The following is a 21,735-nucleotide window of genomic DNA, read 5'->3' on the forward strand; positions in this document are numbered from 1 at the left end:
GGTCAGGTCTCGGCACGTTCAAGAGGGATAGACAAGGTAAACAGGGCGCCCTGGTCCGGCCCATCGCTGTGGGCGGTGAGACGGCCTTTCATTTCGATGGCCGCCAGGGCGCAGCTATGCAGGCCGAAGCCGTGGCCTTCCTTGCGGGTGGTGAAACCGTGGGTAAAGATCCGCGTCATGTTCTCTGCGGGAATTCCTTCGCCTTCGTCTTTTACGCTGATTTGCAGCGTATGGTCATCCAGGGGGCGGACCGTCAGGGTTATCTGGCGTGGCCGGTCGCTGAGGTTGGACATGGCGTACTTGGCGTTGCTGATCAGGTTTACCAGAATCAACAGCAAACGATGCTTATCGACCATGACCTCGGGGACTGGCTGATAGTCTTTGACCACCGTGACATGGTGGCGACTCAAGGCCCCGGAATTCATGCGCAGCGCGTCTTCGACCAGGGCGCTGATATGGACCGGTTCCAGCAGCTTGGAGGCGCCAGCATAGGACTGCTGGGTGGAGACGATGTCCTTGATGTGGTCGACGCTCTTGGTCAACTGCACCAGTTCATCGGCCATGCCTTGCTGCTCGATGGCAATCGCGTCCACCAATTGATTGAGGTATCCCGGCAACATTTTGCCCTTGTCGTCGTCCGTCAGGAAGGTGCCCAGGTCATGGGGATGCTCGTTGATCAACTGCATGGCCTTGCCCAGCCCCAGGGCCTTGCTGGCCCGCAGCTTACGGGTGACCAGGTCGGCGGACACATTCACGCTGTTGAGCACGTTGCCGACGTTGTGCAGCACATTCGTGGCAATTTCCGCCATGCCGGCCTGGCGGGCGCTGTCGAGCAGCTCGCTCTGGGCGTCCTTGAGTTCCCGGGTGCGTTCCTCGACCCGTTGTTCGAGGCTTTCGTTGACAGCCAGCAGGGCGCGGTTGACCCGGTTGATCTCGGCGAAGCTGCGTAACAGGCGAACTGCCAGGTACACCAGTACCAGCATCAATAACGTCGAAAACACCAACAGGTAACGGTGGTACTTCTGCTCGGTCAGTTCGGCGGCCCGTTGATCCTGGTCGAGTTGGTTGGTCAGGACGTCCAAGTGCTCGGACAGCGGGATTGCGGCGATGCGCTCAAGCAAACTGTTGACCACCGGTTGCTCACGCAGAATCAGGGCAATGTGCTTGCTGAGAAGCTCGATAGGGCTCTGGAAATCCCCAGGCAGGTGTTCCTTGTTGATCGCCAGTTTGTTCAACCCGACAAGAATCTCTGCGGCCTTGTCATCACTGGCAACCAGCGCGAACTCAAGACTGCTGAGCAACAAGTCGTAGGTGTCGCTGGTAATGTCCTGCAACTGCAGGCGATTGTTGTCGTCCAGCAGACCGAACTGCATCTGGATATCGTCCTCGGCGTTCGGCAGGAAGGCCAGGGAGTTGCGCAGCAACGCGTTATGGGCTTTGAACTGGTCCACCAGCCGCGCTTTTTCCTCGATCGCCGCTTGATAGGTGCTCTGTGCCAATTGCCAGTTGGCTGGATCGGCATGCTGGTGCAGGTGCTCGCGCGCTTCCAACTCGGCCCAGAGGCTGTTCATCTCGTTGAGCGGCGCGACCAGCGGGTCGTAGTTGTGGGTCAGGGCGATCCGCGCCTTGAGCACCTCGCTGTCCCATTGCGCGTTCAATTGCTTGATATGGCGGATCAGGTCCCGGGACGGGGTGTAGTTGCTGCTCTGGTCAGTAGAAGACTTGATGTATAAAAAAACCAGGATCGAGGCCAGTACCACGGTGACGACACCGAGCAGTGCCAGGCTGGCGCGGCGAGTCAGCTTCATAGCGGCTTGCCCTCCCATTCGCCGGTCAGCGTCTTGAGAAACAGCGCAATCAGGGCCCTGTCATCCGCCGACGGCGTGCGCCCCAACTGGTACTTGAACATCACGTCGATCGCCTCTTCCAGAGTCTTGGCCGAGGCATCGTGAAAGTACGGGGCGGTGACGGCGACGTTACGCAGGCTGGGCACTTTGAACACATGGCGGTCTTCCTCATCCAGGGTGACCAGGTAGCGCCCCAGGTCCGCGTCCACCGGGTTGCCGCGGTCCTTGAAGTAGTCACCCAGCACGCCGAACTTCTGGTACATGTTGCCCCCGATGTTGACCCCTTGATGACAGGCAATACAACCGTACTCCTTGAAGCGCAGGTAACCCTGTTTTTCGTCATAGCTGAGGATGTCGGTGTTGCCCAGCAGGTACTGGTCGAAGCGTGAGTTGGGCGTGAGCAGGGTGCGCTCGTACGTGGCCAGGGCATTCTGCACGTTGGCGGCCGTGACGCCGTCGGGGTACGCCTGGGTGAATGCGCGTTGATATTCAGGCGCAGCGGACAGGGTCGCGACAACGGTTTGCCAGTTGTTGCCCATTTCCACGGGGCTGGTGACCACTTGGTGGACTTGCGCCTCCAGCGTGTTCACCCGGGCGTCCCAGAACTGCTTGAAGCTCAGGCTGGCATTGAACACGGTGGGCGTATTGAGCCTCACTGGCTTACCGTCGAAGCCAAGAGAGAAGGGTCTGTCATCGGCGCCGCCTTTGTCCAAGTGATGGCAACTGGCACAAGACAGGGTGTTGTTGATCGACAGGCGTGTTTCATTGAACAGTCGACGCCCCAGCTCGACCCGGTGGGCATCCAGCACTGGCAGCTCAGGCAGGGGCGTGAGTGCCTCGTTGAGCGGCGCCGCCAGCGCCACAGAGCTTCCCAGCCATCCGCCGGATACAAGGCATATGAACAATGCCGACGCGTAAAGCGGTGATGTATGCCTCAACTTCAGTTCCTTGCGAGCAGAGAGTCATTGATCCGGCATCAGATGATGTGGGCCGGTTTGCAGCAGCCGGGCAAAATCCTCGGCCGCCACGGCTTTACTGAACAGATAGCCCTGGCCCTCCTCGCAGTGCCGGGCCTTGAGGAACTCCAGTTGTTCGACGGTCTCCACGCCCTCGGCAATGATATTGAGGTCCAGGCTCTTGCCCAGGCTGATAATGGCACTGATCAGTTGCATGTCCTGGGTGTTCTCGCCCAGGCCACGAATAAACGACTGGTCGATTTTTAGCACATCGACGGGAAAGCGCCGCAGGTAACTGAGGCTGGAGTAGCCGGTGCCGAAGTCATCAATGGCCAGCCGCACCCCCATTTTTTTGATCTCGTGCAGGATGGCAACGGTGTCTTCGACGTTTTGCATCAATACACTCTCGGTAATCTCCAGCTCCAGCAGGGCGGGCGCCAACCCTGTCTGCTCGAGTATGGTCGCAAGGTTGCTGACAAAGTCGCGCTGACGGAAGTCGATAGCCGAGATGTTCACCGAGACACAAATGGGCGCCAAGCCCTGGGCTTGCCAGCGTTGCGCCTGTTCGCAAGCCTGGCGCAAGACCCACTGGCTCAAGGGCACGATCAGGCCGCTGTCTTCGGCCATGGGGATGAAGTCCGATGGGTAGACCCAGCCATGAGCCGGTTGAAACCAGCGAATCAGCGCTTCGGCGCCGACAATCCGCCCACTCTTCAAGTCCAGCTTCGGCTGATAGTGCAAGACAAACTCATCGCGCTCCAGGGCCAGGCGGATAGCGGCCTCCAGGGTCTGCTGCTGGCGCGCGATGAGGTTCATGTCTTCGATAAAGAAGCTGAAGTTGTCCGGCCCCTGTTCCTTGACGTTACGCATGGCGGTTTCCGCCTTCTTGATCAGCTCCACGGCATTGAAACTGTCATTGGGGTAAATGCTGATGCCAAGGCTGGCAGTGACACGCAGGTCATGGCCCGCCACATGGCGGGTGCGGCCCAGAGCCTTGAGGACCTTCTCGGCAATGCTTTTGGTTTGCTGGGGGTGATGAATGTCGTTGAGGATCATCACGAACTCGTCGGCGCCATAGCGGAACACCGAGTCGGATTTGCGGACCGTTGCCGCCAGGTCCTCGCCGACCTGTTGCAACACTTGATCGCCCACGGGGTGGCCCAGGGCGTTGTTGATACGCTTGAAGCGGTCCAGGCCAATAAACATCACGGCCAGTTGAGTATCGTGGCGCCGGCCCAGGGCAATGGCCTGTGTCAGTCGGTCGCCTAGCAACGTGCTGTTGGGCAGGCCGGTGAGGGCATCGTATTGCAGCAGGTGCGAGACCTTGAGCAGTTCCTGGACCCGTTCTTCGATCGTGCGCTCCAGGTTCGACACCTTGAGCAGCGCATCCTGTGCCAACTGCCATTTCCAGGTCAGGGCACTGGCCATCTGACGGATTTCCAGATGGTCGAAGGGTTTTTTCAGGATCAGCAACTGATCGCTGAACTTCAGGCGCGCTTCAATCGCTTCGAAGGAGTAGTCGGAATAGGCGGTACACAGGGCGATTTGCAGGTTGGAGTCGATGTTCCACAGCTGCTCGATGGTCTCCAGGCCATCCCACCCCGGCGGCATGCGCATGTCGATGAACGCCAGGGCGTATGGCGCGCCGTCAGCCAGCGCCTGGCTCACCAACGCCAGGGCTTCCTGGCCCTGGTAGGCGGAGTCCAGGGTGTAGCGCTGGTGAACCGCGGGTGCCGTACCGAACAGGCTTTGCTCGATACTTTCCAGCGTCTGGTCAGCGATGGCCTCGGCACAGAGGATTTTGCGGAAGTCCTGATGGATAGAGGCCGTATCGTCGACGATCAGAATGCGTCGGTTTGCATGTTTAGGGCGCTGGCTCATGACCCGGACCCATCGGCATGCAACAACATGGAGGGGTGCATAAGGATTCCTTTCCGCAACGGGTGAGAGGAGTGAGTCAATTGCTGACTCTATGTACAAGCGTAGTCGGCTCCCTTGAATTAGTCGGCCAGTTGGCGTCAAATCAACGGCAGCTCACCCTTTGACGTAGAGCGCTGATTGCCTGGGCAAGCACCGCGCAGTCAACGGCAGGTGCAAGGGTTAAATCTAGTTCAAGTTTGAGTAGGTGTCGCCATGGATGAGCAACTCGCTACAACTTCTCCCTACAGGCCCACGGTTTTGCTGGTCGATGATGAAGAGTCGATCCTCAACAGCCTGCGCCGCCTGCTGCGCGGTCAGCCTTATGACGTCTTATTGGCCGGCAGCGGTGCCCAGGCGCTGGAAATCATGGCGGCCCAACCCGTGGACCTGGTCATGACCGATGCCCGGATGCCGGCCATGGACGGGGCGACGTTGCTGGCCGAAACCCATCGCCTGTACCCGGCGACGTCGCGCATCCTGCTGACGGGCTACGCCGACCTGACGATGATCATCAAGGCCATCAACGAGGGGCAGATCCACCGCTATATCAGCAAGCCGTGGAACGATGATGAACTGCTCCTGATCCTGCGCCAGTCCCTGGAGCATCAGTTTTCCGATCGCGAAAGGCTGCGCCTGGAGCAACTGACCCGCGAACAGAACGATCAACTCAAGGCGCTCAATGCCACCCTGGAAAAGCGCGTCCTATCGCGCACCAGCGAGCTGCAACAGACCGCCGACATGCTTGACCTGGCCTACGATGAACTCAAACGCAGCTACGTGACCGGCACCGAAGTCTTTTCCCTGCTGGCCAACCTGCGCCTGCCCAAGGAGAAACAGACCAACCGCCCATTGATCGAGCTAATCCGGGTGTACTGCCGAGCCCAGTCGATGGATGAGTCCAGTGTGCGCGACCTGACCATGGCTGCGGCGCTGTACAACGTCGGCAAGTTGAGCTGGACCGACAGGATGATGATCGCTCCCGCCGACCTGTTGCACAGCACCGACCGCGAGCTGTATCGCACCTACCCGACCCAAAGCGAATCGCTGCTGATGACTCTGGAGCCGATGAAGGATGCGGCGCGCATCATCCGCCATCACCAGGAACGCTGGGACGGCAGTGGTTTCCCCGACCACCTCAAGGGCGATGGGATTCCGTTTGGCTCGCGTTTGCTGAAGCTGGCGGTGGACTTTATCGAATTGCAGCGCGGCTTGATTCTGGAGCGGCAGATGAACAGCGACGAAGCGTTGCTGTACATCCGCAAATACGCCGGGCGCCTGTATGACCCGGATATGGTGGAAGACTTCGTCCAGGCCTGTGCGGCCTTCCTCAGCGACGTGACCCTGGGCGACCCGACGGTCAAGGTGCTCGGCACGCGGGAATTGGCCGAAGGCATGATCCTGGCGCGCAATCTCAATGCCGACAACGGCATGCTGTTGCTCAACGCCGGCAAGGTGCTGAACCTGCCGCTGGTGGACAAGCTGATTGCCTTTGAAGCCATGGAAGGCGCCAAGTACAGCGTGTTCATCAAGGAGCCTGACGAACCGCTCCCCGCTCAATAAAAAATCACACAACCTGTGGCAAGGGGGCGACCAGCCTTGTTGTGGCGAGCGGGCTTGCCCGCGCTGGGCTGCGAAGCAGTCCTAATCAGGCCACCGTGTTTTCTCAGTTGGAGCTCGGTGGGTGGTCTGGGGCGGCTTCGCCGCCCAGCGCGGGCAAGCCCGCTCGCCACAACAAACCCGTCATCACAAAAAAACGGCCACAAAGCTGGCAGCGCAGCGCAGGGTCGTGTGATCCTTTGCGCCCTTTACTCCAAGGCGTTTATTTCATGTCCCAGACTATCCGTATCGCCGCCGCCCTGTTGATCGGCAGCGACGGCCAGACCCTGCTGGTGCGCAAGCGCGGCACCCAGGCGTTCATGCAGCCGGGCGGCAAGATCGACGCGGGCGAACAACCGGTGCAGGCCCTGGCGCGTGAGCTGTACGAAGAGCTGGGGCTGCGTATCGACTCGGCCCAGGCACACTACCTGGGCCACTTCTCGGCGCCGGCGGCCAACGAGCCGGGGTTTACCGTGGCGGCCGAGCTGTTTGAAGTGCGTATCGACGTGCCGGTAACGCCCGCTGCCGAGATCGAAGAAGTGTGCTGGATCGACCCGGCCGGCGACGGCGGCCTGCAGCTGGCGCCCTTGACACGTGACTTGATCCTGCCGTTTTATCGAGCATCGCTGACCACTACTGCCTGAACTGTCGGGCGCAAAGGACTGAGCCGTGATCCCCCTCAATGAACTGCTGATTTTTGCCGCCGCCTCGCTGCTGCTGGTACTCACGCCCGGGCCGAACATGATCTACCTGATCTCCCGCTCGATCTGTCAGGGCCGCAAGGCCGGGGTCACGTCGTTGCTGGGGGTGGTCGCAGGTTTTTTTGTGCACCTGTTCGCCGCGGCTGCCGGGTTGACCGCAGTGTTTCTCACGGTGCCGGTGGCCTACGAAGTGCTGAAGTGGGCCGGCGCGCTGTACCTGCTATGGCTGGCCTGGCAAGCAGTGAGACCGGGCGCCCGTTCGCCGTTCGAGGCCCAGCAACTGCCCGCCGACTCGCCGCGCAAGCTGGTGACCATGGGCTTTCTGACCAGCGCCCTGAACCCGAAAATCGCGGTGTTCTACCTGTCGGTATTCCCGCAGTTCATCACCCCGGAGCACGGTTCGGTCTTCACCCAGAGCCTGATGCTCGGCTTTACCCAGATCAGCGTCAGCTTTGTGGTCAACCTGCTGATCTCGCTGTGCGCCGCGAGCATCGCCGCCTGGTTTATCCACAACCCCACGTGGCTGGCGGTGCAGCGTTATTTCATGGGGTTTGTGCTGGCCGCCCTGGCGGTGCGCCTGATGCTGGAGCAACGGCGCAGCGCGTGAGCAATCAACGGACTGCGCTGACCCCATCCAGGGTCGAAAACGAGGTGTCCTTGGCCGTCAGCAAAAAGTCGCGCATGTACGGCGCATCCAGCATATCCGCGCGGATCCCGGCGTACAGCGTGGCAAACAGGCCCTTCTCGCCCAACCGCTTGGCCTTCACATAACCCCGCGAGCTGTACTCGTGCAGCGCCCAGTGGGGCATGCCACATACGCCGCGTCCGCTGGCCACCAACTGCATCATCATCACCGTCAGCTCCGAGGTACGGACCTGGGCCGGCTCGACGTCGGCCGGTTCCAGGAAACGGGTGAAGATGTCCAGGCGGTCGCGCTCCACCGGGTAGGTGATCAGGGTTTCGCTGAGCAGATCCTCGGGCACGATGTACGGCTTATTGGCCAGGGCGTGCTGGTTGGCCACGGCGAGCATCGCTTCGTAGGTGAACAACGGCACATAGGTGATGCCCGCCAGCTCCAGCGGGTCGGAGGTCACTACCAGGTCCAGGTCGCCACGGGCCAGGGCTGGCAGCGGGGCGAAGGCAAAGCCGGAAGCCAGGTCCAGCTCGACTTCCGGCCAGGCATCGCGGAACTGGTCGATGGTCGGCATCAGCCACTGGAAGCAGCTGTGGCACTCGATCGCCATATGCAGGCGCCCGGCGGTGCCGCCGGCCAGGCGTGCGATATCCCGTTCGGCACCGCGCAGCAGCGGCAGGGTGGCGTCCGCCAGTTGCAGCAGGCGCAGGCCGGCGCTGGTGAAGCGTACCGGTTTGGTCTTGCGCACAAACAGCGGCATGCCCATGCGCTCTTCCAGCTCTTTGAACTGGTGGGACAGTGCCGACTGGGTCAGGTGCAGGCGCTCGGCGGCTTCCACCAGGCTGTCGGCTTCGCGCAAGGCGTGCAGGGTCTTGAGATGACGGATTTCGAGCACGGGCTCTCCATGAAGATAATTTGTGACAAGTTTGGATGGCGTGAGTTTGTCTCATGTTGAAAATTCTGTCGACCATGACCGCCGGGCACTCTTCATCAAACTGTCACGTAACTGTGGCAGCGCGCTTGAACAAACTTCATCAGACTCGCGCTCTACTGGGGTTCTGCGTTTCGGTGTTTTTCATGCGCGTGTTGCTTTTACTGGCCGCCTTATTGTTCGGCCTGCCGTCTTTTGCGGCTTCTCGATGTGATGTCAATGTCCCGACCGAGCGGGTCGACCTGGACCAGGTGAGCCTGGCGTACCAGAGCATCGGCCGTGCTTCCGACCCCGCGTTGCTGCTGGTGATGGGCCTGGGCGGGCAGTTGATCCACTGGCCGGACGAAGTGGTGGTCGCCTTGTGCCAACAAGGTTTTCGGGTGATCCGCTACGACAACCGTGACGTTGGCCTGTCCACCTGGCGCCAGGCCCCGGCCAGCGCCAACCTGACCTTTGAAGTGCTGCGCTACAAACTCGGCCTGCCGGTGGCTGCGCCCTACACCCTGACCGATATGGCCGACGACGCCCTGGGGTTGATGGATGCGTTGCAGGTGCGCCAGTTCCATGTACTGGGCGCGAGCATGGGCGGGATGATCGCCCAGCACCTGGCGGCGATGGCCCCGCAGCGCGTAGAAAGCCTGACCCTGATCATGACCAGCTCCGGCGCCGAAGGCCTGCCCGCGCCGAATGCCGCGCTGGTGCAGCTGCTGTCGCGGCGCAGTGCGCCCAACCGTGAAGTGGCCCTGGAGCAGCAGGCCGACTTGCTGGCCGCCCTGGGCAGCCCCCAGGTCGAGGATGATCGCCAGGCGTTGCTGCAGCAGGCGGCGCAGTCTTACGACCGGGCATTCAACCCCGAGGGTGTGAAGCGCCAGATCATGGCCATCCTTGCCGAACCGAGCCGGGTGCCATTGCTCAACCAACTGCGCGTGCCGACCCTGGTGGTGCATGGCACGGCCGACCCGTTGTTGCCGGTGATGCATGGTGTGCACCTGGCGGCGCATATCCAGGGCAGCCAGTTGCGGCTGATCCCGGGTCTGGCCCATCGTTTTCAGGAAGCGTTCAAGGCGCCGTTGCTGGCGGCGGTGTTGCCGTACCTGCAAGCCCACCGCGAAGAGGCGGCGCATTGGGCGCAGGTTGAGCCCCTGGCCCCCGCCAAGGTTTTATGACGGCCGCGTAGAGGTGTATGGTGCGAACTTTGTGGCGTGTAATGCCTGCGAGGTTGCCTGAATGAGTACTTCCCTGAAAATCGACTTTGTCAGCGACGTGTCCTGCCCCTGGTGCGTCATCGGCCTGCGCGGCCTGACCGAAGCCCTGGACCAACTGGGCGCCGAAGTGCAGGCCGAGATCCACTTCCAGCCCTTCGAGCTGAACCCGAACATGCCCGCCGAAGGGCAGAACATCACCGAGCACATCACCGAGAAATACGGCTCCACTGCCGAAGAGTCCCAGGCCAACCGCGCGCGCATCCGCGACATGGGCGCCGCCCTGGGCTTTGCGTTTCGTACCGATGGCCAAAGCCGTATCTACAACACCTTCGACGCCCATCGCCTGCTGCATTGGGCCGGGCTCGAGGGCTTGCAGTACAACCTCAAGGAAGCGCTGTTCAAGGCTTACTTCAGCGATGGCCAGGACCCGTCCGACCACGCCACGTTGGCAATCATTGCCGAGAGCGTTGGCCTGGACCTCAAGCGCGCAGCCGAGGTTCTGGCCTCGGACGAGTACGCCGCAGAAGTCCGCGAGCAGGAGCAGCTGTGGGTATCACGCGGGGTGAGTTCGGTGCCGACCATCGTGTTCAACGACCAGTACGCGGTCAGTGGTGGGCAGCCGGTTGAAGCGTTTGTCGGTGCAATCCGCCAGATCATCAACGAAGCCAAAAGCTAACAAACACCACCGACCAAATGTGGGAGCGGGTTTGCTCGCGAAAGCGGTAGATCAGCTAAGTATCTCTTGACTGACCCACCGCCTTGGCGAGCAAGCCACATGGGTTCCTGGCCCATCCCTTGCATTACCCCCCTAAAGCCCCGCCGGTAAGCGGCTGGGCACTGCCAGGGGGTGAAACATTACCTTGAATATTCTTGATCTCGACCACAGCCTCACAGCCCAGGCACCCATCGCCCGGCGTCTGGCCAGTGGTCAAGCGACGCGCCTGGACCTGCTCGACCTGGGCCCGAAACTGCGCCTGTGGTCCACCGAAAAAACCTGGAAACGCTTTGCCCAGCGCCTGGCCCAACGGCCCCGGCCAAGCACGGCGCGCCCGGAAATCTTCTTTGTCGGCTCCGGCGACTATCACCACCTGACCCCGGCTTTTCTCGCCGAAGTGCAGGAACCTATCAGCCTGATCCACTTCGACAACCACCCCGACTGGGTACGCCTGGCCCCGCGCCGACACTGCGGCTCATGGGTCAATCAGGCCCTGAAGATGCCGGCGATCCAGCGCATCGTCACCCTCGGCCCGTGCAGCGATGACCTGCATAACCCGCAACTGCGCGGCGGCAATCTTGGCGCCCTGAAGCGCGGGCACTTGCAGTTGTTTCCCTGGCAGCACGCGCCGTCGAAAGTCTGGGGTCGGGTAGGGGATGGCGCCGGCCATGCACAACAGGAAAACCACCTGCACTGGCGCAACCTCGCTGAGCTCGACTGGCCTGCGTTCCTTGAGCAAATGATCGCCAGCCTGCCCACCGAGGCGGTATGGATCACCCTCGACAAGGACGTGCTGGCCAGCGAAGACGCGGCCACCAACTGGGACCAGGGCGGCATGCGCCTGACGCACCTGCTGCAAGCCCTGCGTGCGTTGGCGGCGAGCAAGCGGATCCTTGGCATCGACGTGTGCGGCGAGTTTGCGCAGCCTGCGTTCAGCAACGCCTTCAAGCGCTGGGAAGCCAAGTCCGACCAGCCGCCGGCCGCACGCTGGAGCGCTGATGACCTGCTGCGTAACGCCACCACCAATGAAGCGTTGATCAACCTGTTCGAGGAGCTGTTCCCGTGACCCTGACCGTCGTGTTGCTGGTGGCCTTTTCCATCGTTCTCGATGTGATCGGCCAGTTGTGTTTCAAATTGGGCCTGGACCGCTTGCCCGAACTCGAAGGCGGCTTTCGCCTGAATGCCTTCTGGGGCCAGGTGTTTAATGCGCCGTTGCTGTGGGCGGGCATCGGCGCCTATGTCATCGAATTCTTTGTCTGGCTTGAAGCCTTGTCCCGCGCGCCGTTGAGCCTGTTGTTCCCGGCCGCCGCACTGGCTTACTGCGGGGTGGTGTTGGCGGGCAAGGTGATACTGGGCGAAACCGTCAGCCGCCGGCGCTGGCTGGGCACGATGGTGATTACCGCCGGCGTGATGTTGGTGGCTGTAGCAGGAGCACAATCATGAGTGCGCAAGAGATGGCTATCCGTCCGGTTGGCTGGCTGCATGGGCGCCTGGGCACCGTAGTGTTATGGGCGTTGTTGATCCTCACCGAAAGCGCCGGCCAGTTGTTTACCAAGGTGGCTGGCGATCAAATTGGCCAGATGGATTTCAATTGGCAGTGGTTGGCGGCGGTGGCGGTCAACCCGGGGATCCTCGCGGCGATCGCCTGCTATATCGGCGCGTTCTTTGTGTGGATGCTGATCCTGCGGCGCAGCAGCCTGTCCCTGGCCTTCCCCCTGAGTTCGCTGGTGTTTGTGGTGGTGCTGCTCGGCTCGTGGTTGGGGCTGGGCGAGCACATCAGCTTCCTGCACTGGGTGGGCGTGGTGGTGATTATTGGCGGGATTGCACTGCTGGCCGAGGGCGAAGAAAACTGAGCCCAGACTGGAATGACGGACAAATGTGGGAGCGGGCTTGCCCGCGATGCAGGCGCCGTGGTGTATCAGTTACACCGCGGTGATGCTATCGCGGGCAAGCCCGCTTCCACACAATCAATCGAAGGTGTAGCTGATCGCCGTCTGCACCTGCCCCTGGTTCACCTCGCCGGTCTGGCGCACGATGCTGCTGTCCGCCGCTGACCCCAGCAGATGCACCCAACTGGCACTGGCCAGCAACGACCATTTGGGCGCCAGGGGAATCTGCACGCTCTGGGTCAGTGTCAGGTTCTGGAACCCGCCGCTGGCGTTGTACGGGCGAATCCCGGAGCCTGCCGCTTCCTGCTCATCCACCCCGAAAAACGTCTGGGTCTGTCGGCCATCGGCAAAATGCGCGACCAGCCCCGTGCTGCCAATCACAGCGCCGCCCAACGGGTAACCCAGTTCCCCGCCGAGCTTGCCGAGCACGCCGCTTTGCGCGCGGGCACCGCCCACGGCCCGCCCCAGTTGCGCGTAGACCCGCCAGAAGTCCGCTGGCGCGTACTGGATAAACCCGCCGACCTCGGCCATGTCCGATACATCCCGCAGGCCCTTCAGCGGCCCGTTGGCCGTGCGTCCCGCCAGGTAATTGAGGTACGGCCCGGCACTCAAGCCATTGCTGTTGAGCGCACTCCAGGTCAGGCCGTCATCGGTATCGAGGCTGACATCTCCCCAATCCAGGTCGAAGTAGGGCACCGGCACGGTCTGATAGCGGCTGGCGGCGGGCTCCCGTGGCTGATAGCTCAGGCCCAGGCCCACCTCGCCGCTGATGTCGGCCGCTGCTGCCGAACCCATCCACAGCCCCAGGACGCCGGCGAATACCCGCGAAGTCACCCTGAACATATTGCTTGCTCCTCTTGCAAAATATGCGCGCATGAACGCGCAGGCGCAGGGCCCCACGCAAGCACTCATGTTGTTTGTAGCGACCTACAAAAATTGTAGCTTGGGCACTGGGTATTTCACCGCGACATGGGGCAGAAGCCCGGCCCCATTGGGTTTTGTGCACTTGGCACAGTCCCTGCTCTAACCCTGGTACAAGCGCATCCGCGCTGTCATCTCCAAGGTAAACGCAGATGAATGACTGGCATATCGTGTGTGACTTCGATGGGACCATCACACCCACCGATGTCATCGACAATGTTCTCCAACGCTTCGCCGGCCCCGAGTGGGAAACCATCGAGCAACAATGGCTGGACGGCCATATCGGATCCCGCGAATGCCTGAGCCGCCAACTGGCATTGATCAAGGCGACACCGGCCGAACTGCTGGCGTATTTCGACACCGTCGAGATCGACCCGGACTTCCCGGACTTCGTCGACCATGTCCTTGGCCTGGGCGCGTCCCTTGAAGTGGTCAGCGACGGCATCGAGCAAGGCATCGCGCGGATCCTTTCGCGCAACTACGTGACCCTGCTGCCGATCATCGCCAACCGCCTGCGCCAGGTTGACCAGAACAGCTGGCGCATCGACTTCCCCCATGCCAGCGACGCTTGCCGCGCGGCCTCGGGCAACTGCAAATGCAAGTCCACCCCGCGTAACAAACGGGTGTTGGTGATCGGCGACGGCAAATCCGATATGTGCGTCTCGACCACCGCCGATTTTGTCTTCGCCAAGGGCAGCCTGGCCCAGTACTGCCAGGCCCACGCCATCCCCCATCTGCGCTTCGACACCTTTGCCGAACTGCCGGCCTTGCTGGCCAGGCTGCCCCAGGGCATCGCCGCCAACGCCACCCATTTCACTTCCGAAAATCAGGAACTCTTTCATCATGTCTGATATCCGTATCGCTACCGCCGAAGACCAGGTTCTGCTGGATAAAGAAGCCAAATACTGCTCCTACGGCGACACCGTCCACTACATCGACCCGCCGCGTATCTTCAGCCGTTGCGAAGGCTCCTACGTGTGGGACACCGAAGACCAGGCCTACCTCGACCTGCAAATGTGGTACTCGGCGGTCAACTTCGGTTATGCCAACCCGCGCCTGAACAATGCGCTGAAACAGCAGATCGACACCCTGCCGCAAATCGCCAGCCAGTACCTGCACAAGGGCAAGATCGAGCTGTCGGAAATGATCGCGGTGGATGCCAAGAAAAAATTCGGCCTCGATGGTCGGGTGCATTTCAACGTCGGCGGTTCGCAGTCCATCGAAGACTCGCTGAAGGTGGTGCGTAACGCCACCAACGGCAAGAGCCTGATGTTCGCCTTCGAGGGCGGTTACCACGGGCGCACCCTCGGTGCGTCGTCCATCACCTCCAGCTACCGCTACCGTCGCCGCTACGGCCACTTTGGCGAGCGCGCCAACTTCATCCCGTTCCCGTACCACTTCCGTGGTCCCAAGGGCATGACCAAGGAAGAGTACGGCAGCCACTGCGTGCAGCAGTTCGCACGGCTGTTCGAGACGGAATACAACGGTGTGTGGGACCCGAAAGTCGGCCAGAGCGAGTACGCAGCGTTCTACGTCGAGCCGATCCAGGGCACTGGCGGCTACGTGATCCCGCCGATGAACTTCTACAGCGAACTCAAGCAGGTGCTCGACCAGCACGGCATCCTGATGGTGGTCGATGAGATCCAGATGGGCTTCTGGCGCACCGGTAAGTTGTGGTCGATCGAGCACTTCGATGTGCAGCCGGACGTGATCGTGTTCGGTAAGGCCCTGACCAACGGCCTCAACCCCCTGGGCGGCATCTGGGCCAAGGAAGAGTTGATCAACCCGAAAATCTTCCCACCAGGTTCCACCCACTCCACCTTCGCCTCCAACCCGCTGGGTACGGCGGTGGGCCTGGAAATGTTCAAGATGACCAGCGAAGTCGACTACGGCGCGATGGTCATGGCCAAGGGCAAATACTTCCTCGAAGGCTTGCAAGAGTTGCAAAAGCGCTTCCCGATCATCGGCGACGTCGATGGCCTGGGCCTGGCCCTGCGCTGTGAAATCTGCGGTCCCGATGGCTTCACCCCGGACAAGGCGACCCTGGACTACATGGTTGACGAGGGCATGAAAGGCGACATGTTGGTAGACGGCCAGAAACTCGGGCTGATCCTCGATGTGGGCGGCTACTACAAGAACGTGATCACCCTGGCGCCGTCCCTGGAAATCAGCTACCCGGAAATCGACCTGGGCTTGAAGCTGCTGGAGCAACTGCTGACCCGAGCGATGAAGCGGTGAACCAGGCCGATATCGATCTCGGCGAAGGCAACGCCGGCTTCGTTCTCGGCAACGGTCCGGTCGGGGTCTTGTTGATCCACGGCCTGACCGGCACCCCGACCGAGTTGCGTCGGGTGGCCCAGGGCCTGGCCAAGGAGGGCAACTGCACCGTGTATGTGCCGACCCTGGCCGGGCACTGCGGGGGCAACGAAGACCTGCAGGCCACCGGTTGGCGCGACTGGTACGAGGGCGTGCGCAAGACCTTTGTCGGCGTGCAGCAGCGCCATGCGCAGGTGTTCGTCGGTGGCTTGTCCATGGGCGCGGTAATGTCGATGTACCTGGCCTCGGAGTTTCCGGGCCAGGTCGCCGGGTTGCTGATGTACTCCACGACCCTCAAGTACGACGGCTGGAGCATCAACAAATTTGCGTTCATCACGCCGTTGCTGATCCGTATTCCATTCGGCGTGCGCCTGTTCCGTTTTACCGAGAAACCGCCCTACGGCATCAAGAACGAACGCCTGCGGGCCATCGTCGAGCGGCAGATGAAAGAGGGCGAGAGCAGCGAGGCCGGGTTGTTGACCATGGAAGGCGTCACTGTGCGCGAGCTGCACTGGATGAATGCGGTGGTGAAGAAACGCATGCCGTCGATCAAGACCCCGGCGCTGGTGCTGCACTCTATCGAGGACGACATCACCAGCCGCTGGAACGCCGACTACGTGGAACGCCACCTGGGGGGGCCGGTGACCAAGATCCTGTTGGACAACTGCTATCACATGATCACCGTCGACCTGCAATACCGCCGGGTGATCGAGTTGAGTGCCGACTTTATCGAGCAACACACCGGTTCAAAAATGGGCGATGTCTCGTTCTGCGAGCCCGCGCTGGCGGCGGCACAGTAAACATTGATGTTGCCTGAGCCACCGCTATCGAAGCCTCACGGGGCGAGACAGCGCCCACAGGAGCACTTACAGGGATATTCCGATGTGATCACCGCACACACCTTCCCGAGCATCCACGCCATCGAACGCAGTGCCTGGAATGACTGTTTTCCCCAGGCGTTGGAGGATTGGGATTACTACGTCGCCGTAGAAAACGCTGCCATCGACGACTTCCAGTGGCGCTACCTGGCCCTCTATGAGGACGGGCAACTGCTGGCCGTCGCCCCGGCGTTCATCACCCATTATCGCCTCGATACCACCGTGTCGGGCATCGCCAAACGCTTTACCCAACGCCTGGAACGCTGGTGGCCGGGAGCGTTGCGCCTGGGCTTGTACGCCATCGGCTCGCCGGTGGCCGAGCAATGCCATGCCGGTGTCGCCAGCCATGTGCCCGCTGCGCGCCGCAGTGCGCTGTTGGAGCAATTACTGGTCGCGGCGCGTCGGGATGCCGATGCATTCGGCATCGGCCTGCTGGCGGTCAAGGACGCGCCGAGCCTGGATCAGGACTGGGCCGACAGCTGCAAGACCGCCGGCCTGCACAGCATGCCGAGTTTGCCTACCGGGTTGCTGCCGCTGCCCTACGGCTCGGTGGATGCCTATCTGGGCTCCCTGGGCAAATCCACGCGCAAGGATTTGCGGCGCAAGCTGCGTGCGCCGGGGCCACAGGTGGAGTGGCGGGACAATGTCGATGATGTGTTGCCGGATATCATGCGCCTCTACGAAGCCACGCTGGCTCGCGCCGACCTGCAATTCGAGCGCCTGCCTGCCGGTTATTTCAGCCAGGTGCTCGCCCAGCTTGAACAACGGGCGCGCTGTGTACTTTACTGGGTGGATGGGCAACTGGTGGCGTTCAACCTGGTGCTGCTGGACCAGCACCGGCTGATCGACAAGTTCTTTGCCCACGACCTGGCCCACAGCCGCGAACATAACCTGTACTTTCGCAGTTGGCTGACCAACGTCGACTACTGCATCGAGCACAATATTGCGTTGTACGAGTGCGGGCAGGCCGGGTATGCCAGTAAGCTACGCCTGGGCTGTGAGTTCGCCGGCAATACGCTGTTCTTCCAGCACCGCAACCGGCTGCTCGATACCCTGCTCAAGCTGGTAAAAGTGTTTATTCGCCCGGACCGATCCGACCCTGCCATGGCTGCTGCAATAAGCGAAACCCGATGATCGCCAAAACCCGCCAGAAAGCCCGCCCATTTGCCATTTCCCGCTGGAGCCTGCAGCGCAAGCTGGTGTTGGCGTTCTGGCTGGTGACGGTGATCCCGACCATGATCGCCGCCGAGCTGGCAGCCACCACCCTGTCGCAGATTTTCGACAGCAACGTGCGCATCTGGCTGCAAGAGTCGACCCGCATCGTCAAGGATGAAGTCAGCGACATCCTGCACGACAACGCCCGTGTGGCGCAGATCTTCCTGCGGTATGTGCGTCCGCCTTCCAGCCATGAAGCGATGCGTCATGACCGTTTGATCGCGGACATTGCCCGCGCCACTGATATTGACGTGGTCACGCTGATTCGCAGCAGTGACAGCAAGGTGATGTTCAGCACCGTGGGCGATGATGTGGTGAAACAAATCAGCCTCGCTCCCAATGCCGTGTTGCAAACCGTGCAGGTCGGCGGCGTGGCCACCGGGGCCGTGATTTCCTCGTTCGAGACCAGCCAGGATGGTGTCGACTACGAACTGTTGGTCGGTACCTACCTGGACAGCAGCTTCCTGACCAGCGTCGCCGAGGTGCACTCCCTGGACTTGCGTCTGTACCTGGCCAATACCGAAGGCTTTTCGGAGATCTTCTCCACCCAGCGTTTTGAAGACCACCCGACCCGCGTGCCGAAATCCGTGGAAACCCTGCTGCGCAGCACCAAGCAGCCCAGCGAGCAGTTCACCAGCAACTACAGTGGCCTGTACTGGCCGATCTTCAATGACACCGGCGAGTTACAGGGCGTGATCTTCAGCGGCCTGCTGCGCCACACCAGCCTGGTGGGGCTGGTGAACCAGAGCAATCTGTTTGTGCTGATCTTCCTGCTCAGTTCCGCTTTGTCCCTGGGGGCCGGTGTGCTGGTCTCCCGGCACCTGACCCGGCCACTGCGCGAGTTGTCCCAGGGTGTGAGCGCGGTGATCAGCGGCAACTACCAGCACCGCGTGGCCGTCACCGGCGGTGACGAGCTGGCGCAATTGAGCAGCACCTTCAACCATATGACCGAGCGCCTGGGCGAGTTGCATCACCTCGAAGCCCAACTGCGCCGCCGCGACCGCCTGCATGCCCTGGGCGAAGTGGCGATGGGCCTGGCCCATGAAATCCGCAACCCGCTGGGCATCATCAAGACCGCGACCCAACTGCTGCACCGTCGCACGGACCTGCCGGAGACCGACAAGCGCCACTTGGAATACGTGATCAGCGAAGTCAGCCGGATCAATGACCTGATCACCGATTTCCTCGACTTCGCCAAGCCCAGCGAACCGCTGCGCAGCCAGCAACCGGCGCGGCCGCTGGTGGAAGAAATCCTCGGTTTCTGCGCGCCGGAGCTGGCCAGCCACGCCATCGACGCCCATCTCGACGACCAGGCGCCGGGTGCGACCCTGTATGTGGACGCCAAGCAATTCAAGCAGGCGTGCCTGAACCTGATCCTCAACGCCATCGACGCCATGCCCCAGGGCGGGCGCCTGACCTTGAGCATCAGCCGTGTCGATCACTACACGGTGATCAGCATCAGCGATAGCGGCCAGGGCATCCCCCCTGAAATGATCGAGCGGATCTTTACCCCCTTTGTTACCACCAAGGCCTCGGGCACCGGCCTGGGCCTGGCGAAAGTCTATTCAATCATGGAGAGTCACGACGCCAGCATCGAATGCACCAGCGAGAAAGATGCCGGCGCCACCTTCAGCCTGTACATTCCGGCCAACGGTGAAGATGACGGCGACGACGAGGACAGTCATGACACATAACATATTGGTGGTCGACGACGAGCCCAAGCTCTGCGATTTGCTGTCGTCGGCCCTGAGCCAGAACCATATCCAGGTGTTTATCGCCGGCAATGGCCTGCATGCGCTCAAGGTGCTGGAGCAGGAGGACATCGACCTGGTGATCAGCGACTGGCGCATGCCCGGCATGGACGGCCCGCAACTGCTGGCCGAGATCAAGGTGCGCTACCCGCAATTGCCGGTGATCGTGATGACGGCCTACAGCACCGTGAAAAATGCCGTGCAGTCCATGCGTAACGGTGCCTACGACTACATTGCCAAGCCCTTCGATATCGACGAGCTGGACATCACCGTGGCCAAGGCCTTGCAGTTTCGCGACATCATGCGCGACAACGCACGGCTGCGTGCCGAACTCGATGAACATGCGCAGTTCGATAGCCTGGTCGGGGAAAGCCCGGCGTTCCGTCGAGTGTTGCAGGCGGTGGATTCGGTGCGTGAAAGTAACGCCACCATCCTGTTGACCGGCGAAAGCGGCACCGGCAAAGAAATGGTCGCCCGCGCCATTCACAAGCATGGCAACCGTGCAGACAAGCCTTTTGTGGCGGTCAACTGCGCGGCGATCCCCGAAGGCTTGCTGGAAAGCGAAATGTTCGGCCATCGCAAGGGCGCGTTTACCGGCGCCGTGGCCGACCGGGTAGGGCGCTTTATGCAGGCCGACAAGGGCACGCTGTTTCTCGACGAAGTGGGGGATATGCCCCTGGCGTTGCAGGCCAAGATCCTGCGCGCCTTGCAGGAACGGGTGATCGAGCCGGTCGGCGACCCGCGTGAGCGCAAGGTGGACGTGCGGGTGATCGCCGCCACCAACAAGAACCTGCTGGAAGCGGTGGCGAACAAGGAGTTTCGCGAAGACCTCTACTACCGCCTGAATGTGTTCCCGATCCCACTGCCAGCATTGCGTGAGCGCGTCGAAGACATCGCCCCGCTGGCCCGCCACTTTGCCCGCAGCCTGAGTGCCAACGCCGGTAAACGCATCACCGGCTTCAGCCCCGACGCCTTGCAGGCCATGGCCGCCTACAACTGGCCGGGGAACATCCGCGAGCTGCAAAACTGCGTGGAGCGCGCGACCATCGTCGCCTCCAGCCCGGTGATTGAAGATATCGACCTGCCGGCCTACCTGTTCGCGTCCCAGCCGACCGAGCGGGATGTGACGACAATCCTCAGCGAAGGCCCAGGCGTGCCCCAGGACCTGGACGCGGCGCTGGCCGAGGTGGAAAAGGCCTACATCCTCGCGGCCCTGCAGGAGAGCAATGGCGTACAGGCGGCTGCGGCGTCGCGGATTGGCATCTCCGAACGCAGCTTTTGGTACCGCTTGAAAAAGCTTGGGATCCAAATCGACAAAATCGTACGCTGAGCCCTGGGAGCCACACATAAGCAAATGTGGGAGCTGTCGAGCTTTAGCGAGGCTGCGATGCGGGCAGCTGGGTTTTTCAGGTGTACCGAGTCGATCCCATCGCAGCCTCGCCGGGGCTCGACAGCTCCCACAAGGGATTGGGGAATCACAGGGATCAAATGTGGGAGCTGTCGAGCTTTAGCGAGGCTACGATGCAGGCAGCTGGGTTTTTCAGGTGTACCGAGTCGACCCCATCGCAGCCTCGCCGGGGCTCGACAGCTCCCACAAGGGATTGGGGAGGCACACTAAGCAAATGTGGGAGCTGTCGAGCTTTAGCGAGGCTGCGATGCAGGCAACTGGGTTTTTCAGGTGTACCAAGTCGATCCCATCGCAGCCTCGCCGGGGCTCGACAGCTCCCACAAGGGATTGGGGAAGCACACTGAGCAAAGGTGGGAGCTGTCGAGCTTTAGCGAGGCTGCGATGCGGGCAACTGGGTTTTGCAGGTGTACCGAGTCGATCCCATCGCAGCCTCGCTGGGGCTCGACAGCTCCCACAAGGGATTGGGGAATCACAGGGATCAAATGGGGGAGCTGTCGAGCTTTAGCGAGGCTGCGATGCGGGCAGCTGGGTTTTGCAGGTGTACCAAGTCGATCCCATCGCAGCCTCGCCGGGGCTCGACAGCTCCCATAAGGGATTGGGGAATCACAGGGATCAAATGTGGGAGCTGTCGAGCTTTAGCGAGGCTGCGATGCAGGCAGCTGGGTTTTGCAGATGTACCGAGTCGATCCCATCGCAGCCTCGCCGGGGCTCGACAGCTCCCATAAGGGATTGGGGAATCACAGGGATCAAATGTGGGAGCTGTCGAGCTTTAGCGAGGCTGCGATGCAGGCAGCTGGGTTTTGCAGATGTACCGAGTCGATCCCATCGCAGCCTCGCCGGGGCTCGACAGCT

At 61.5% G+C, this 21,735-nt stretch carries 19 protein-coding genes; 14 read left to right on the forward strand and 5 right to left on the reverse strand.

The window, feature by feature from the left end:
• Window positions 1-2: 2 nt before the first annotated feature.
• The 3 genes from JFT44_RS02570 to JFT44_RS02580 are packed head-to-tail and all read right to left on the reverse strand — an operon-like array spanning window position 3 to window position 4,684.
• Window positions 3-1,808 carry a DAHL domain-containing protein gene (locus JFT44_RS02570; protein WP_198830325.1) on the reverse strand — a complete coding sequence of 602 codons (1,806 nt, stop codon included), beginning with the start codon at window positions 1,806-1,808 and terminating at the stop codon, window positions 3-5.
• On the reverse strand, window positions 1,805-2,752 hold the full coding sequence (locus JFT44_RS02575; RefSeq protein WP_198830326.1) for a cytochrome-c peroxidase: 948 nt from the start codon (window positions 2,750-2,752) through the stop codon (window positions 1,805-1,807). Before JFT44_RS02575 ends, JFT44_RS02570 begins: the two co-directional genes overlap by 4 nt.
• Window positions 2,753-2,809: 57 nt before the next feature.
• Window positions 2,810-4,684 carry a bifunctional diguanylate cyclase/phosphodiesterase gene (locus JFT44_RS02580; protein WP_120734092.1) on the reverse strand — a complete coding sequence of 625 codons (1,875 nt, stop codon included), beginning with the start codon at window positions 4,682-4,684 and terminating at the stop codon, window positions 2,810-2,812.
• A 252-nt stretch (window positions 4,685-4,936) separates the two neighbouring features.
• Between JFT44_RS02580 and JFT44_RS02585 the strand changes: the two genes are divergently transcribed.
• From JFT44_RS02585 to JFT44_RS02595, 3 genes are all read left to right on the forward strand, one after another.
• Complete coding sequence (locus JFT44_RS02585; RefSeq protein WP_057438331.1) at window positions 4,937-6,283, forward strand: HD domain-containing phosphohydrolase; 1,347 nt, start codon at window positions 4,937-4,939, stop codon at window positions 6,281-6,283.
• Between the two features lie 266 nt (window positions 6,284-6,549).
• On the forward strand, window positions 6,550-6,963 hold the full coding sequence (locus JFT44_RS02590) for an NUDIX domain-containing protein (RefSeq protein WP_115128909.1): 414 nt from the start codon (window positions 6,550-6,552) through the stop codon (window positions 6,961-6,963).
• Window positions 6,964-6,988: 25 nt separating this feature from the next.
• On the forward strand, window positions 6,989-7,627 hold the full coding sequence (locus JFT44_RS02595) for a LysE family translocator (protein ID WP_057958583.1): 639 nt from the start codon (window positions 6,989-6,991) through the stop codon (window positions 7,625-7,627).
• Between the two features lie 4 nt (window positions 7,628-7,631).
• Here the strand turns inward: JFT44_RS02595 and metR are convergent, their stop codons facing one another.
• The gene (metR, locus tag JFT44_RS02600; RefSeq protein ID WP_032859924.1) at window positions 7,632-8,549 is read right to left on the reverse strand and encodes a transcriptional regulator MetR; all 918 of its coding nucleotides are present in this window, start codon (window positions 8,547-8,549) and stop codon (window positions 7,632-7,634) included.
• Window positions 8,550-8,731: 182 nt separating this feature from the next.
• On the opposite strand from metR, the gene JFT44_RS02605 reads away from it, so the two are divergent.
• From JFT44_RS02605 to JFT44_RS02625, 5 genes are all read left to right on the forward strand, one after another.
• The gene (locus JFT44_RS02605) at window positions 8,732-9,751 is read left to right on the forward strand and encodes an alpha/beta fold hydrolase (RefSeq protein WP_057438337.1); all 1,020 of its coding nucleotides are present in this window, start codon (window positions 8,732-8,734) and stop codon (window positions 9,749-9,751) included.
• A gap of 61 nt (window positions 9,752-9,812) precedes the next feature.
• On the forward strand, window positions 9,813-10,466 hold the full coding sequence (locus JFT44_RS02610; RefSeq protein WP_057438339.1) for a DsbA family oxidoreductase: 654 nt from the start codon (window positions 9,813-9,815) through the stop codon (window positions 10,464-10,466).
• Between the two features lie 184 nt (window positions 10,467-10,650).
• Window positions 10,651-11,571, forward strand: a complete 921-nt coding sequence (locus JFT44_RS02615; RefSeq protein ID WP_057958584.1) for a hypothetical protein — start codon at window positions 10,651-10,653, stop codon at window positions 11,569-11,571.
• On the forward strand, window positions 11,568-11,948 hold the full coding sequence (locus tag JFT44_RS02620) for a transporter (protein ID WP_057438341.1): 381 nt from the start codon (window positions 11,568-11,570) through the stop codon (window positions 11,946-11,948). The genes JFT44_RS02615 and JFT44_RS02620 overlap by 4 nt, the downstream gene beginning before the upstream one ends.
• On the forward strand, window positions 11,945-12,358 hold the full coding sequence (locus JFT44_RS02625) for an EamA family transporter (RefSeq protein WP_057958585.1): 414 nt from the start codon (window positions 11,945-11,947) through the stop codon (window positions 12,356-12,358). Before JFT44_RS02620 ends, JFT44_RS02625 begins: the two co-directional genes overlap by 4 nt.
• A 114-nt stretch (window positions 12,359-12,472) precedes the next feature.
• Here the strand turns inward: JFT44_RS02625 and JFT44_RS02630 are convergent, their stop codons facing one another.
• A complete protein-coding gene (locus JFT44_RS02630; RefSeq protein WP_057438345.1) occupies window positions 12,473-13,237 on the reverse strand; it encodes a MipA/OmpV family protein in 765 nt (254 codons plus the stop codon).
• A gap of 230 nt (window positions 13,238-13,467) precedes the next feature.
• Here JFT44_RS02630 and JFT44_RS02635 point away from each other — a divergent pair, with 230 nt between their 5' ends.
• The 6 genes from JFT44_RS02635 to JFT44_RS02660 all read left to right on the forward strand — a co-directional run bounded on the left by JFT44_RS02635 (window position 13,468) and on the right by JFT44_RS02660 (window position 20,805).
• Entirely contained in the window at window positions 13,468-14,166 is a 699-nt protein-coding gene (locus JFT44_RS02635) for an MtnX-like HAD-IB family phosphatase (RefSeq protein ID WP_057438346.1), read from the forward strand.
• The gene (locus JFT44_RS02640) at window positions 14,159-15,553 is read left to right on the forward strand and encodes an aspartate aminotransferase family protein (RefSeq protein WP_057438348.1); all 1,395 of its coding nucleotides are present in this window, start codon (window positions 14,159-14,161) and stop codon (window positions 15,551-15,553) included. Before JFT44_RS02635 ends, JFT44_RS02640 begins: the two co-directional genes overlap by 8 nt.
• Window positions 15,550-16,431, forward strand: a complete 882-nt coding sequence (locus JFT44_RS02645; protein ID WP_057958588.1) for a carboxylesterase — start codon at window positions 15,550-15,552, stop codon at window positions 16,429-16,431. The genes JFT44_RS02640 and JFT44_RS02645 overlap by 4 nt, the downstream gene beginning before the upstream one ends.
• Before the next feature lie 84 nt (window positions 16,432-16,515).
• A complete protein-coding gene (locus JFT44_RS02650; RefSeq protein WP_057438352.1) occupies window positions 16,516-17,643 on the forward strand; it encodes a GNAT family N-acetyltransferase in 1,128 nt (375 codons plus the stop codon).
• Complete coding sequence (locus JFT44_RS02655; RefSeq protein WP_057438354.1) at window positions 17,640-19,418, forward strand: HAMP domain-containing sensor histidine kinase; 1,779 nt, start codon at window positions 17,640-17,642, stop codon at window positions 19,416-19,418. Before JFT44_RS02650 ends, JFT44_RS02655 begins: the two co-directional genes overlap by 4 nt.
• Entirely contained in the window at window positions 19,408-20,805 is a 1,398-nt protein-coding gene (locus JFT44_RS02660) for a sigma-54 dependent transcriptional regulator (RefSeq protein WP_057958591.1), read from the forward strand. The genes JFT44_RS02655 and JFT44_RS02660 overlap by 11 nt, the downstream gene beginning before the upstream one ends.
• Window positions 20,806-21,735 lie beyond the last annotated feature (930 nt).

The organism is Pseudomonas sp. MF5691 (assembly GCF_016405645.1).
Lineage (GTDB): Bacteria > Pseudomonadota > Gammaproteobacteria > Pseudomonadales > Pseudomonadaceae > Aquipseudomonas > Aquipseudomonas shahriarae.